Consider the following 13,559-nt stretch of genomic DNA (forward strand, 5'->3'; position numbering starts at 1 on the left):
TAGGAAAGTCCATTATGGCGACGATAAAACTAACAAACGTCATCAAACGGTTTCATGATATTGAGACAATTCATGGCGTCAATTTAGATCTGCAAGACGGTGAGTTTGTGGTCTTTGTAGGCCCATCTGGTTGTGGTAAATCCACCCTACTGCGCTTAATTGCAGGACTAGAAGACATTACCGATGGCATGCTGGAAATCAATGGTACCAACATGAATAACGTGGCGCCCGCAGACCGTGGCGTTGCTATGGTTTTCCAATCCTATGCCTTGTATCCGCACATGACAGTGGAAGAAAACATGAGCTTTGGTTTGCGTATGAACGGCGTGGCGCCAGAGAAAATCAAGGCGCAAGTCAGCAACGCCGCCAACATTCTGCAACTGAATGAACTGCTGGATCGTAAACCTAAACAATTATCTGGTGGCCAACGTCAACGTGTTGCTATTGGCCGTGCGATTGTTCGCCAACCAGAAGTCTTCCTATTTGACGAACCGCTTTCCAACCTAGACGCCGAACTTCGTGTCGACATGCGCATTCAGATCGCACAGCTGCACAACAAGCTAAAAGCCACTATGGTCTACGTGACACATGATCAGGTTGAAGCCATGACCTTGGCCGATAAAATCGTTGTATTACGCGCTGGTAACGTAGAGCAAGTCGGCTCTCCGCTAGAGCCATACCACAATCCAGCCAACGAATTTGTGGCGGGCTTTATTGGTTCACCACGGATGAACTTTTTAGAAGGCAAAGTGGTGGGTATCGACAATAAAGATGTGGCTGTGATTGATATCGCCAATCAGCGTATCGAGATGGAAGTTGATGGCACCAAGATCTCTGTCAACGAAACCGTCAAGCTCGGCATCCGCCCTGAGCATATCAAAGAAAACACCGAAGACGCCGATCTTACTATTGATCTAGATATTGACGTGGCAGAGCATTTAGGTGGTCTTACTTATCTTTACGGCCAATTTGAAGGCAGCAAACTTACCATTGAAGTCAGCGGTTCAAACCTAACGCGCAATGGCGAGAAAGTCACAGTAGGCATCAAAAAAGAAGATTGCTACTTATTTAACCGCGATGGCGAAGCCTTAGTGGATCGTCCAGTGCCTGCTCGCTAAAAAAAAGCGCCCAATAAAAGCCGTTAACAAAAGGCGCAGCAAAAACAAAATAGCCCTCAAAGCGAGGGCTATTTTCGTATTCAAACAGCACGATTGCTGTTCGCTACTTCTGCAAAATAATGAATCAAACTATCTAAAAACACTCGCACCGCTGGTGTCATGCTTTTTCGATTTGAATAAACCGCTTGTACAATGCTGACTTTTGTCGTCCAGTCCGGTAGCACATGCACTAAACTCCCTTTCACCAAATCTTCACTGGCAACAATCTCTGGAATAAGACCCACACCAACACCTTGCACGGCGGATTTTAACTGCAACAAACGATTCAAACACACCAACCTTGGATGATGCTGAACCGAGCATACAGCTCCGTCGGGGCCGAGCAATTCCCATTGATGCAAAGTGCTTTCTTGTTTACCAAACATCTCGGTCAAAGTAGGCATTTTAGAAAGCTGACTCGGATGTGTTGGCATACCAAATTCGCCAATAAATTGCGGACTTGCCACTAAAATCATCTTACTGGTGGCCAGCTTTTTCGCCACCATACCCGCTTCGTCTGCCAAGGCTCCACGAGTTCGTAACGCAATATCGACACGCTCTTCTAGGATCTGTACATCACGATCCGTGGCGTCCAAATGGACCGAAACCTTAGGAAATTTCTTCATAAACTCGGGCAAGAAAATCGAGAAATGATGCTGCGCCAACAGAACAGGACAACTCACGCGCACCACGCCAGAAGGAACCGACTGCAATAATGCCACCGACTCATAAGCCGACTGACCTTCCGCGACCATGTTTACGGCACCTTCGTATAATTGCAGCCCAGCATCCGTCAGGGAAAACTGGCGACTATTACGATGAATCAATTGAATGCCTAAGCGTTCTTCCAGCTGAGCCACTCGGCGACTTAATAAAGATTTAGTAATACCCGAAACACGCTCGGCGGCAGTATAACCGCCATTCTCAGCAGTCAGATAAAAGTAATAGATGTCATTAAAATCCATAAATCGATCAATGGCCTTAGCAAGAAAACAAAAAGAAACCTCAGTTTAGGCTTTTTTGACGAGCCATCACAATCGCTCCCACTATTCCGACAACCAAAAGCAGAGAAAAATAATCGATGCCAGACAACAACACCGCGTTTTGTTGGACTTGTTGAACGATCCACGCCATTCCGGCTTTATTGGCGACGTCCGTACTGACCTGAGGCCCATAAGCACTAACAATCTGTTGAAGCGTTGAAACAAACACCGGATCATGACTTGCCACATGTTGATTCAACACACTGTAGTGAACCGTGCTTCGCCATTGCAGCCCAATACTGGCTAAAGAAATCCCCAACGCCATACTTAATTGCGACAACATATTCTTCACTTGCTGAGCATGAGAAAACACCGTCTCATCATGTTGCAACTCGTTAAACGCTTTCGCAGCCACCGTCCCCTGCACCGCCACGGTAAAAAACATAAAGACACACAAAGCAGGAACAATATAAGTTTGCACACTGGTATTAGGCGACAACCTTGTCATCAAAAAGCCATACAAAGCCAATAAAAGAAAGCCAAACACGTAGAATTTTTTACCATGGGGCTTTTTCGGAAAAACCAACATCACCAAGGTTAACGCGACAACGGAAAAAGCTTGGCCGAGAGCATACCAATTGCCAATTGTGCCCCAACCTAAACCAAGCCCTTTTGATAAAATTTGTGGAATCAAATAACCATTGGACCCCATGATCAAATAACACACAAAAAACAACAACACACCTTTTCGATACAACGGACTGCCGAAGATCGACTTCATCGACAGCAGCGGATTATTATCATGATGGCGAACCATGCTACGTAGACAATAATACAAACTGCTCAAGCCCAACAATAAGAAGACACATACCAACAAGGTGTTACTGAAAAAAGCGTAATTGCCATGTTGAAAACCGTATAAGAGTAAAAACGAGCCAGCGGCTAGCGCCATTAAAAAATACGGATGGCTTTGACTGCGGGTTTCACTTTTAGGTGGCACGCCAGGCAAACAAAAAGACGCTGTAATAGCTGCCAATAAAGCCACCAGCAACAACACAATAAACAGCCCATGCCACGAGCTGGCTAAAAATAAATGTGCCGCCAAAAATGGCGCTAACGACATACCTATGGTTAAACCGTAGGCGTAAGCTTTAATGCCGGTTAACCGCAACGGGCTTGGCGGAAATAAGTTAATAATTAACCGAGCGCCCGTCATAAAAGACGCGCCGCAAAATCCCATAATCACATACGCCGTTAAGAAGCCATCAAAGCTAGAACAGTTGTAACCCACAAGACAACCAATACAGAAGACCAATATTGAGCCAAGCATGTAGTATTTCCAGCCCAATCGCTCAACCAGCCAACGCTGCTTGGAAATCGTCACCACCGCCACACACGCGTAAGCCGCTGTAACCAAACTGTATTCCTGAGGCGAAACCCCAAGCTCACCCATTAATGGCACAGCAGCAAACACCACCATTCCAGTCTGCAAAAAGTTCAGCAACATAAGCAAAAATATCGTCGCCAACATCAACCATTCATGGGAAGGCGCTGGAACATACTTATGACGGCTAATTCGGCTAATCATTTGCTACATACTTTCTTTGATGATTTTCTGGATAATCACATCGACTTTGTCATCGTTATGATCAAAAACCGCTGTTCGCCATGGCGCTTGCGTACCTGAAAGCGGTGTTAAGGTTGGTTTACCGGCGTTATGAGTATCGACTTCCACACTCATAGAAAGTCCGGGACGCAAAGGATGTTCCGCCAGAGCAAGAGGATCTAACACAATCCGTACAGGCACTCTTTGCACTACTTTGATCCAATTCCCTGTGGCATTCGACGCAGGCAATAAAGAAAACGCGCTGCCGGTTCCCGGCTCGATGCCTTTGACTGTGCCTTGATAAGTGACACTTGAGCCATACACATCGGATGTTAATATCGCGGTTTGTCCAGCACGCAGATTACCAAGCTGTGTTTCTTTAAAATTCGCCGTGACCCAAACATTTTTTAAGGGAATGACCGACATCAAGGTTGTTCCCGCTGAAACATGCTGCCCTACTTGAACACTGCGTTGTGCAATATAGCCGTCGGCTGGAGATAAAATCTTAGTGCGATTCAGCGTAAGCCACGCGGCTTTTAACGCTGACATGGCTTTTAGAACATCGGGATGAGTCAACACTGTGGTGTTATCGACCTTAGTTTTGCTGGCTTCGTAAGATTTCTGCGCCACATTGAAAGATGCTTTAGCACTGGTTAAGGTGCTTTCGTAATGGCTCAAATCTTCATTTGAAATCAGATTATTCTTCTTTAAATTCACTCGACGTTTGAAGTCTTTCTGAGCTTTCTCAAGAGCAATTTTTGCCAAATCGACACTGGCTTTTTGTTGATCTAATGACGCGAAATCATTTCGAACAGAGCGAATAGTACTGGCAAGATTGGCTTCGGCTTGTTCTAGCGCCAGTTCCGCATTCACTGGACTAACCTGCACCAACACATCCGCTTCCTGTACCGAACTGGTATTATCAGCCATGATATCAGTCACGGTTCCTGACACCTGAGACATCACATTAATCACATTACCAGACACATAGGCATCTTCTGTTTTTTCATAGAACTGTCCTATATTTGTCCACCATATATAAACTCCGAGACAAGCAAGAATGACGCTTATGCTCAAAATAACAACGGTGTTTTTCTTCTTTTGGAAATGTGGATCTAACTCTGACATATCGTTGCCTTTTTACTCTTAAACATTATCAAGTGAAGTGTTGAAGTGCGTTAGAATAAGGCGATAAAACGACAAGAACAATAATGAAATATAGGACTTATCATCCTAAAAATAAGACAACGGCAACTCGTCAAGTTTTCCTTATTTCTTACCTTAAAAAGGATCAAAAGCGTAATTATTTGCACTGAAAAGCGGTTGCAAATATAAATTTTTGTTATTTTACAGAAAAGATTTTTTTGAAAATTTCACAAGCAACAAGGCCTCTTTAGAAACAAAGCCTAGCAATAGATCGACAAAGAAGGGAAAAGCGCAAAAGGAAGAAAACGGCGCAAGCGAAGAAAAACATGTCTTAAGTAACTTACGCCATTATGATTTAGACAAACTCTTCTAAAAAATTGGCCAAATAACCATAAGCGCGCTGGGCCGTAAGCGGATTATATTGGCTACCATGCTCTGGATTATTCGCACTCGGCAACATAAACGAATGCATGGTATTGCTAAAATCAACAAACTGGAAATCCATCCCTAAACCTGTCCAATAACGTTTAGCTTCTTGAGCATCCTCTTCAGTGACCAATGGATCTTGATGTCCGTTAAGCACTAGAATTTTCGCTTTAGTATTGGCTTTTTCTTCCGACTGGGCGCGGAAAAAACTCATCAATCCATGGAGACTGACCGCCCCGGCACTGTCTGCAAGATGCAACCCTGCTTCCAAAGCCAAACGACCACCAAGACAAAAACCGACATGGACAATAGTTTTGCCATGAATGGCATCACAAGCAGATTGTGTCAGATCATTCAACAACTCATGTAAAGGCTCAGCTTCTGCAACCAAAGCGCCCATTTTGGCACGTTTTTGATCCATCTCGACGGGATTGTTGTCTATACCGTATAAATCAACTGCAGTCGCAGAAAAACCCATTGATACAACTTTATCGGCAATGCCTTTTTCAAAATCACTCAACCCGGAAAATGTTGGCCAAATAATTACCTGAATGTGGCTCTTACTCGAACTCAGCCCATCAACTTGATAATGCATACGCTTGATATCTTGTTTAAATAACGATTCAAATGTCTGGCTCACTGGCAACCTCTTAAAATTCACATAGAAAACTAGTTTGTTCATTCAGTGTAACCAGCAAAATGGAATGAAATCAATCTGCCATCTTACAGATTCCTTGCTTGGTCTCATTCCAACATATAAATCCTCTCTTAAATTAGCAGGCTTCAAGTGCCAACAGGTCACTTATTCGTTGTCTTTTTCTAATAAGACGATATTGCCCTTCATCAATCAAAACTTCAGGTGCCAGTGGTCGACTGTTGTAATTTGAAGACATAGAAGCACCGTATGCACTAGTGTCATTAAACACCAACAAATCACCAACCTTAGGATTGTCTAATATTTGATGACAAATCACGCCACTGGCATCTTGCGTGAAAACATCACCAGACTCGCACAAAGGCCCAGCCACCGCGTATTCAAGCGCATTAGACGATGGGTTTGTTAGTAGCTGACTTGCTGCCTGATGAAGCACTTCTATTTTGTGATAACTGCCATACATGCTGGGTCGTAAAAGATCATTAAAGCCTGCATCTACCAAAACAAAACGATGCTGCGCTGTCGACTTCAAACAATGGATTTCAGACAGCAAAACACCCGCGTTTGCGACTAAAAATCGCCCCGGCTCTACTTCTAGTTTAATAACATGGCCTAAATGATTTTCTATCTCTTTGCGTGCTCCATCCCATAATCGGAAAAAACTATGGGTATCTAATTCTGCATCATTTTCTGTATAAGGCGCAGGAAGCCCGCCTCCGGTAGAAATAGCCCGAATATCCACATTAGCGAATTTCACAGCCTCAACCATGGCTTGGCAAGCCTGAGACAAGTGCTGTAAATCTGAACCCGAGCCGATGTGCATGTGAATCCCAATTAAATCCAAGCCATATTGGTTAACTAGAGTAATGGCCTGCGGCAAATCTTCTAACGAAATACAATGCTTACTATTTGGCCCACCGGTATTGGTTTTTTCACTATGCCCATGGCCAAAGCCTGGATTCACTCGAATCCAAACAGGATGATGAGGCGCCGCTGTTGCGATTCGATGCAACATATCGATCGAGCCAACATTGACAGGAATATGGTGCTGAACAACCAATTCAACCGTTTCCTGATCAATTATATCTGCGGTAAAAACAATGCTTTCAGGATTGTCGCTATTGCTGTAACCCGCGGCCAAACTTCTTTCAATTTCTCCAGCAGAAACAGCATCGACCATCACACCTTCTTTTCGCATCAAGCGTAAAATATGGGTATTCGAACAAGCTTTTTGCGCATAACGAATAACATCAAATCCACCCAATAGTTGGATTTTATTGCGAATGGCCGCCGCATCGTACACCCAAATAGGCGTACCGAAGTGCTGTGTTATTTCACTTAAAGTACTGGAATTAAAAATCGTCATTTAGTCTTGCTCCTATAAATTGATCGAATCAATTTTTTAGTTATTGAAAGTGAATCAATCATAGCGCTTAGACAAAAATACAAATAATATCAATATATTCAACTTCTATTCATTTCTGATATAACTTATGAAACTAACATTCCGACAAATTGAAATATTCAATGCTTTGATGACTGCGGAAAGCGTCACCAGCGCCGCAGACATGCTGCACACCTCACAACCGACCATTAGCCGAGAGTTAGCAAGACTTGAGCAAGTATTGGGGTTCAGCTTATTTGAACGAGTCCGAGGCCGACTCAAGCCCAGCAACGCGGCTTACACACTTTTTGAAGAAGTAAAACGTTCGTATATCGGCTTAGAAAGGATTTGGTCAACCGTTGAAGATTTACGCACCGATCAGGTCGGAAGACTTTCAATACTCACATTGCCAGCTTTTTCCCAATCACTGTTGCCGGGAGCTTGTCTAAAGTTTTTAGACAACAACCCAAATGTCGGCATCTCTATCGCTGTGCAAGAACCGCCCTTTTTAGAACAAAGCTTAACGTACCAACAATATGATCTGGGTTTGACCGAAAACAATTACTCACCTTCAGGCACCACACTTAAACCTTTGTTAAGCATCGATGAAGTCTGTATTTTGCCAAATAATCATCCATTATTAGCAAAAGACATCATTGATCTTCGTGATTTCGAAGGCCAATCTTTTGTTAACTTATCCCCCACTGATCCCTATCGCATAAAATTGGATGAAGAGCTTTATCGGCTTGAAATTAATCGTAAAACAGTGATAGAAACACCCACAGCGGCGTCGGTATGCCAACTGGTCAGCAAAGGCGCAGGAATTGCCATCATCAATCCGCTAACCGCCTTGGACTTCATTGGCCATGGCTTACACATTCGACAATTGAGTGTTTCTTATCCTTTTACAATTAATATCCTTTTACCTCTGCACCGCCCCTTTAACCCTCACTTAGACGACTTCATTACAGCACTGGAAGCAGAGGCAAAGGAAATAAAAGCGCAGATCAACCAATACTCAAACTATTCTAGGTAAACATGCCGTTGAAATGAAATAAGCATAAAAATGAAAAAAGGACACGGTATAAAATACCGCGTCCTTTTAAAATTGCTTTCATCATAATACCAACCTTCAATTGCGCTAAAAGGTCAGTGTTATTAGCAAAGTGCTTTTATTTAGCCGCTTTCTTGGCCTCAGAGATCCAGCCATCAAAAGTCGCTTGGTTAGCACTGATCCAATTATCAGCATGGATAGCAATATCACGCTGGGAATCTTCACCATCAGCAATCAGCATATTCTCAGCACTCACTGCGTTAATCGGTAGCTTCATGATTTCGAATAATTTTTTAGCGGCTGGATTCGCTTCAGCAAATGCTTTATTTGCAACAATTCGTTCACTGTTGATGTCAAAACCGTAGTTTTTGCCATTCGGTAACGCCGTGTCAGTATTGTTTGGGTTCGAAGAATAAGGCACTTCTAGCCATACAACGTCACGACCTGGAACCAGCTTGCCTGAAACCCAGTATGGCGTCCAAGTGTAATAAAAAATCGACTCACCTTCATTGAAACGCGCAATGGTGTCAGAAATAATCGCAGCGTATTGGCCTTGATTATGAGTAATCTTGTCACGTAAACCGAACGCATCTAGTTGATGTTCAATAACACCTTCACAACCCCAACCTGCCTGACAGCCAGTCAAGTCTGCTTTACCATCGCCATTCGTATCAAATAAAGCAGCAATTTCTGGTTTTTTGAAATCAGCGATATTGGTAATATTGTATTTATCAGCGGTTTTTTTATCAATTAGGTAACCTTGTGCAGCGCCTTCAATATAGAAACCAGAACGATAAAATTTGTCGTCACCACCGGCATTTTTATACATAGTGTTATGAAGTGGGTACCAGTTCACCGCAAGATACTGCGCATCACCATTAGCAACAGACGTATAACCGGCACTGTAATCCACTTCTTTAATCGGCTGTACATCGTAGCCTAATTTTTCTAGCGCTTTATTAACAACAACCGTCTGAAACGTTTCTTCTGCGATTGTGCTTTGTACTGCTGTGACTTTTATACCTTCGCCAGGCAAGTGCCCATCGGCTAAGACAGCACCACTAAATACAGCGGCAAGTGAGGTTAGTGCAATTACCTTTTTCATTGGAACATCTCCTTTGAATGAGTTTTTGTAACCGTTTTGATTTTCATTTTTTAAGCGCAAGCAATAAGCCAATTGGTCCGGTTTCATACCAATGACGAGTACCACGCTGACGAGCATCTTGACCAAGAGACTGCGTCATGCGATCCAAGATAACAGCTAGGATAACAATGCCTATGCCGCCAATAGTTGCGAGGCCAATGTCTAACCGACCAATGCCTCGCAACACCATCAAACCTAGTCCACCGACCGAGATCATCGATGCAATAACCACCATAGACAGACCCAACATTAAGGTTTGGTTAACACCTGCCATAATTGTCGGCATGGCAAGTGGCAATTGAACTTTGAACAACATCTGTTTTTTATCCGCGCCAAACGAATTGGCCGCTTCAATTAAGTCGCTGGGCACTTGTCGAATTCCGAGGTTCGTTAAACGAATAACAGGCGCAACAGCAAAAATAATGGTTACGATGACACCCGGCACATTACCAATACCGAAGAGCATGACGATTGGAACCAGATACACGAAGGCAGGTGTCGTTTGCATAATATCCAAAATCGGGCGAATCACTTTCGCAGCGCGATCACTACGCGCCATAGCAATACCAGTCGGAATACCCAGAACAATACAAAACAATACCGACGTTATGACCAACGCCAAGGTCGTCATAGACTCTTGCCATGCGCCGATAGCACCAAGCACAAACAAACCGATGACAGAACCGATTGCCAAACGTCGTCCAGATAATTGCCAAGCAATCAAACCAAACAACACAATAACGAGAAGCGGGGGTGCGGCATTAAATGTGTTATCAATCGCCGTCAAAGTAGCGTCTACAGGGGCTTTGACTGCGGTAAAGAATGGACGAAAGTTCGTCACCACCCAATCAACACCTGTTTCGATCCATTGATCAAGCGGGATCCAGACCTCTTGAAAAGGATGAAGTAGACTAAAATCAGTCTGCTCAACGGGCGTGCTACTGGCCGACATAGCGGCAGCATCCGAAGCTTGCGTCGACGCAGCCCCACCCCAAGGATTACTGGCTGCGGCTGCCGATTCTGCTACGCCCGCCTCGTCTGACGGGGTTGCCCAAGGATTTGAATCAGTACTCATACAGAAGCCTCCCTATCCAGTGTTTCTAATAAACGCGCTTTACTGATCACTCCAACATACTTCTGCTGATCATCAATAACGGGGACAGCACATGGAGAATGAGCAACGATTGAAATGATATCTCTAATAGAGGTGTCAGCAGAAATCGCTTGAATCTCATCGATAACGGCTTCGGTAAGCGTTTGTTTATTCTTAATCACATCGTGCAATGAGCTCGTAGACACAACACCTAAAAAGCGATTACTTTTGTCGACTACATAACCAAAGTCTCGTTCATGCTCATTTAACAACTGCAAACCACTGCGTAAGCCTTCGCTCGAATCTTTCTTAATAAGCGTAAGTCTAGATTTAGAGGCAATATCTCTGGCACAAAAAACGTTACTAACATCAACGCCTTTGAAAAAGGAACGAACATAATCGTTTGCTGGATTATGCAAAATATCGTCTGGCGTCCCGACCTGCACAACCTCACCGCCTTGCATGATGGCAATTCGATCACCTATACGCATGGCTTCATCAAGGTCATGCGAAATAAACACTACGGTACGTTGATGTTCAGACTGCAAGCGTACTAATTCATCCTGCATTTCCGTGCGGATAAGAGGATCAAGGGCAGAAAACGCCTCATCCATCAGAAGAATATCGGGATTATTGGTTAATGCCCTAGCAAGACCAACACGCTGCTGCATACCACCAGACAATTCGTCGGGATAACTGTTTACGTGTGATTCTAAACCGACTTGAGCCAGCGCATGTCGCGCTTTTTCATGCCGTTCTTTCACATCAACACCAGACAGCTCTAAACCAAACGCCGTATTATCCAGCACATTCATATGTGGCATTAGTGCAAAGGACTGAAAGACCATACTAATTTTAGTACGACGAATCTCGCGTAATTCTTTCTCATCGACTTTGGTAATATCGTGGCCATCAATTAGCACTTGGCCTTGGGTGGGTTCAATAAGGCGATTTAACAAACGAACAAGAGTAGATTTGCCTGACCCAGAGAGCCCCATCACAACAAAAATCTCGCCCTCTTCAATGGACAAACTGGCATTTTTCACACCAACAGTCTGGCCCGTTTTTTTAAAAATCTCGTCTTTGTCTATGCCATTGTCTAGCATCTTCAATGCTTTCTTCGGATGCTCTCCAAAAATTTTGTATAGGTTTTTAACTTCGAGTTTTGTAACCATAGTGGCTCTCTGTTGTTAAACACGATGCGTAAATCGTTGCCTAAGAACGACTTAACGCTTATTTAGCATAGAGAGAAAAAAAATTACTTACAAGTCTAAATGTTTACGTTTTGCTTAATATTCAAAAAAGTGATCAATGCCAGCACCAACGGCACTTGCTATTTTGTTAGACTCTGAGGGCATTTAGAATCGTCCGATTAATGTTTCATATACTTTTACTGCGCCCCCTAAATTTCTTTTTAAACGACCTCATTTCAAAGCTAAAAACGGAAGCAAACGTCACAAAAGCCAAGCTTAGCTATTAACAGCCCATTCTATTCAAGTTTTCGTATTTATAAGACTCTTTATTTATGAATGATTAGTGTATTTTCTGATACACTTTTTAGACTCATTATTCACAATTAAATGCACATATTGATAGGCATTAAGGAAAGTACATGACGAACGTGGCTTTAAGTGATCTCATCGGCAAACAAGTACTCGGCGTAGCCGGCACTTATAGCTCCCAAGATACAGAAATGGACGTTTATGTTTGTGGTGTAAACATTCTGAACGACACATCATTACAGCTCATTTTCCCAAATGGACATCAACTAAAACCTAACCAAAAAGTCACCATACATTTAGACAATCGTACTGGCGTATCTGAATATGACGCTGAGCTCAAAGTATACCGTTCATCGTTTAAAGGCATGGTCGGTTCCACAACTCAAAATCAAGCCATAGTGAACGCTGTAGAATATGAAGTATATTATGGTCTTAGTGTTGTAAAATCGTTCCGAGCTGACGGTTACGAACATCCGATAGACAATCGCCCTGCCACCGATTTACCGCATAGCCCACTGACCATTGCACCACAAATAGACGACAGCGAAAACGACAACAAGATTGGCGTATTAATGACCTATGCCAAGCAACAACCACACTCAACCGTAATGGCATTTTTATCTTCGGTCGATGATGACATTTTCTTTATCACCTTCCCCAGCACCTTTAAAGCAAAGATGTTAAGCCGAAGTAACCAGTGTTACTTTGCCATCGACAGTCGCGCTAGTTTTACGTTTGAAGAAGCCATTGAGTGGAATTACAGCATCATCAAAAGTGATGTCTACGAAATCCCCAAGAGCAGCCCTGTTTTTGTTCAAATACAAGAACTCTTCATTCAGAAAAACCCTTGGGAAATGGGCTTTTTTAGCCACCCAGAAGTCATCATGTACCACCTAAAAGCCACAAAAGTTGTTTGTCCAAAACAAAAGGGTTAACTTGACAAAATCGCCAACTCACAGACGACTTAAAGTAAACATTTGGAGAAGAACATATTATCAGGAAGCTGTTTATGTAACGGAATTCAATACGAAATAAAGGGTGAACTGGGTGACATCATGCAGTGTCATTGTCAAAAATGTCGTAAAGCCAACGGATCTACTTTTGCCGCCAACGCAGCCATCCCGACAACCGCATTTACTCTTTTAACAGGCAAAGAGCTACTGGCTGAATACGATGTTTTCCGAGTATTCTGCAAGCAATGCGCCTCGCCTTTTTATAGACGACGCCCAAACATGCCAGAACTGCTTCGCCTTCGTATCGGCACACTTGATACAAAAATAGAAGGCAAACCGTCTTCACATATCTTTGTTGGTTCAAAAGCCGAATGGTATGAAATTTGCGATGATATCCCGCAATACGAAGAACGCCCTGTTGTTTAAGTACTCAGTGTGACATCAAAAAAAGGCAAG

At 43.3% G+C, this 13,559-nt stretch carries 12 protein-coding genes; 4 read left to right on the forward strand and 8 right to left on the reverse strand.

The annotated features are described in order from the left end of the window. The first annotated feature begins 14 nt into the window (after nt 1-14). The gene (locus ACO05V_RS14480; RefSeq protein WP_421852829.1) at nt 15-1,118 is read left to right on the forward strand and encodes an ABC transporter ATP-binding protein; all 1,104 of its coding nucleotides are present in this window, start codon (nt 15-17) and stop codon (nt 1,116-1,118) included. 80 nt (nt 1,119-1,198) lie between these two features. Here ACO05V_RS14480 and ACO05V_RS14485 read toward each other — a convergent pair whose 3' ends face one another. The 5 genes from ACO05V_RS14485 to lysA all read right to left on the reverse strand — a co-directional run bounded on the left by ACO05V_RS14485 (nt 1,199) and on the right by lysA (nt 7,339). Further along, nucleotides 1,199-2,122 carry a LysR substrate-binding domain-containing protein gene (locus tag ACO05V_RS14485; protein WP_421852832.1) on the reverse strand — a complete coding sequence of 308 codons (924 nt, stop codon included), beginning with the start codon at nt 2,120-2,122 and terminating at the stop codon, nt 1,199-1,201. 40 nt (nt 2,123-2,162) lie between these two features. Beyond that, entirely contained in the window at nt 2,163-3,728 is a 1,566-nt protein-coding gene (locus ACO05V_RS14490) for an MFS transporter (RefSeq protein ID WP_421852835.1), read from the reverse strand. A gap of 3 nt (nt 3,729-3,731) precedes the next feature. Then, on the reverse strand, nt 3,732-4,874 hold the full coding sequence (locus ACO05V_RS14495; protein ID WP_421852838.1) for an HlyD family efflux transporter periplasmic adaptor subunit: 1,143 nt from the start codon (nt 4,872-4,874) through the stop codon (nt 3,732-3,734). 373 nt (nt 4,875-5,247) lie between these two features. Then, nucleotides 5,248-5,958, reverse strand: coding sequence for a dienelactone hydrolase family protein (locus ACO05V_RS14500; RefSeq protein WP_421852841.1), 711 nt, complete (start codon nt 5,956-5,958; stop codon nt 5,248-5,250). A 133-nt stretch (nt 5,959-6,091) separates the two neighbouring features. After that, nucleotides 6,092-7,339 (reverse strand): diaminopimelate decarboxylase, encoded by a 1,248-nt coding sequence (gene lysA, locus ACO05V_RS14505; protein WP_421852844.1) that lies wholly within the window; start codon nt 7,337-7,339, stop codon nt 6,092-6,094. 127 nt (nt 7,340-7,466) lie between these two features. Here lysA and ACO05V_RS14510 point away from each other — a divergent pair, with 127 nt between their 5' ends. Further along, nucleotides 7,467-8,393: a LysR family transcriptional regulator gene (locus tag ACO05V_RS14510; protein ID WP_421852848.1), complete on the forward strand. Its 927-nt coding sequence runs from the start codon at nt 7,467-7,469 to the stop codon at nt 8,391-8,393. 136 nt (nt 8,394-8,529) lie between these two features. Here the strand turns inward: ACO05V_RS14510 and proX are convergent, their stop codons facing one another. The 3 genes from proX to proV are packed head-to-tail and all read right to left on the reverse strand — an operon-like array spanning nt 8,530 to nt 11,823. Then, entirely contained in the window at nt 8,530-9,516 is a 987-nt protein-coding gene (gene proX, locus ACO05V_RS14515; protein WP_421852851.1) for a glycine betaine/L-proline ABC transporter substrate-binding protein ProX, read from the reverse strand. 43 nt (nt 9,517-9,559) lie between these two features. Next, nucleotides 9,560-10,630: a glycine betaine/L-proline ABC transporter permease ProW gene (gene proW / locus ACO05V_RS14520; RefSeq protein WP_421852854.1), complete on the reverse strand. Its 1,071-nt coding sequence runs from the start codon at nt 10,628-10,630 to the stop codon at nt 9,560-9,562. After that, nucleotides 10,627-11,823 carry a glycine betaine/L-proline ABC transporter ATP-binding protein ProV gene (proV, locus tag ACO05V_RS14525; protein WP_421852857.1) on the reverse strand — a complete coding sequence of 399 codons (1,197 nt, stop codon included), beginning with the start codon at nt 11,821-11,823 and terminating at the stop codon, nt 10,627-10,629. Before proV ends, proW begins: the two co-directional genes overlap by 4 nt. A 437-nt stretch (nt 11,824-12,260) precedes the next feature. On the opposite strand from proV, the gene ACO05V_RS14530 reads away from it, so the two are divergent. Next, nucleotides 12,261-13,085, forward strand: coding sequence for a hypothetical protein (locus ACO05V_RS14530; RefSeq protein WP_421852859.1), 825 nt, complete (start codon nt 12,261-12,263; stop codon nt 13,083-13,085). A gap of 54 nt (nt 13,086-13,139) precedes the next feature. Then, nucleotides 13,140-13,529 (forward strand): GFA family protein, encoded by a 390-nt coding sequence (locus ACO05V_RS14535; protein WP_421856975.1) that lies wholly within the window; start codon nt 13,140-13,142, stop codon nt 13,527-13,529. Nucleotides 13,530-13,559: the final 30 nt, after the last annotated feature.

The sequence above is a fragment of the Marinomonas sp. genome, from assembly GCF_965225885.1.
GTDB lineage: Bacteria > Pseudomonadota > Gammaproteobacteria > Pseudomonadales > Marinomonadaceae > Marinomonas.

What these genes read in the sequence shown, in the direction of transcription:
- ACO05V_RS14480 (WP_421852829.1), top strand. Translation starts at nt 15, where the DNA reads ATGGCGACGATAAAACTAACAAACGTCATCAAACGGTTTCATGATATT.
- ACO05V_RS14485 (WP_421852832.1), bottom strand. Translation starts at nt 2,122, where the DNA reads ATGGATTTTAATGACATCTATTACTTTTATCTGACTGCTGAGAATGGC.
- ACO05V_RS14490 (WP_421852835.1), bottom strand. Translation starts at nt 3,728, where the DNA reads ATGATTAGCCGAATTAGCCGTCATAAGTATGTTCCAGCGCCTTCCCAT.
- ACO05V_RS14495 (WP_421852838.1), bottom strand. Translation starts at nt 4,874, where the DNA reads ATGTCAGAGTTAGATCCACATTTCCAAAAGAAGAAAAACACCGTTGTT.
- lysA (WP_421852844.1), bottom strand. Translation starts at nt 7,339, where the DNA reads ATGACGATTTTTAATTCCAGTACTTTAAGTGAAATAACACAGCACTTC.
- ACO05V_RS14510 (WP_421852848.1), top strand. Translation starts at nt 7,467, where the DNA reads ATGAAACTAACATTCCGACAAATTGAAATATTCAATGCTTTGATGACT.
- proX (WP_421852851.1), bottom strand. Translation starts at nt 9,516, where the DNA reads ATGAAAAAGGTAATTGCACTAACCTCACTTGCCGCTGTATTTAGTGGT.
- proW (WP_421852854.1), bottom strand. Translation starts at nt 10,630, where the DNA reads ATGAGTACTGATTCAAATCCTTGGGCAACCCCGTCAGACGAGGCGGGC.
- proV (WP_421852857.1), bottom strand. Translation starts at nt 11,823, where the DNA reads ATGGTTACAAAACTCGAAGTTAAAAACCTATACAAAATTTTTGGAGAG.
- ACO05V_RS14530 (WP_421852859.1), top strand. Translation starts at nt 12,261, where the DNA reads ATGACGAACGTGGCTTTAAGTGATCTCATCGGCAAACAAGTACTCGGC.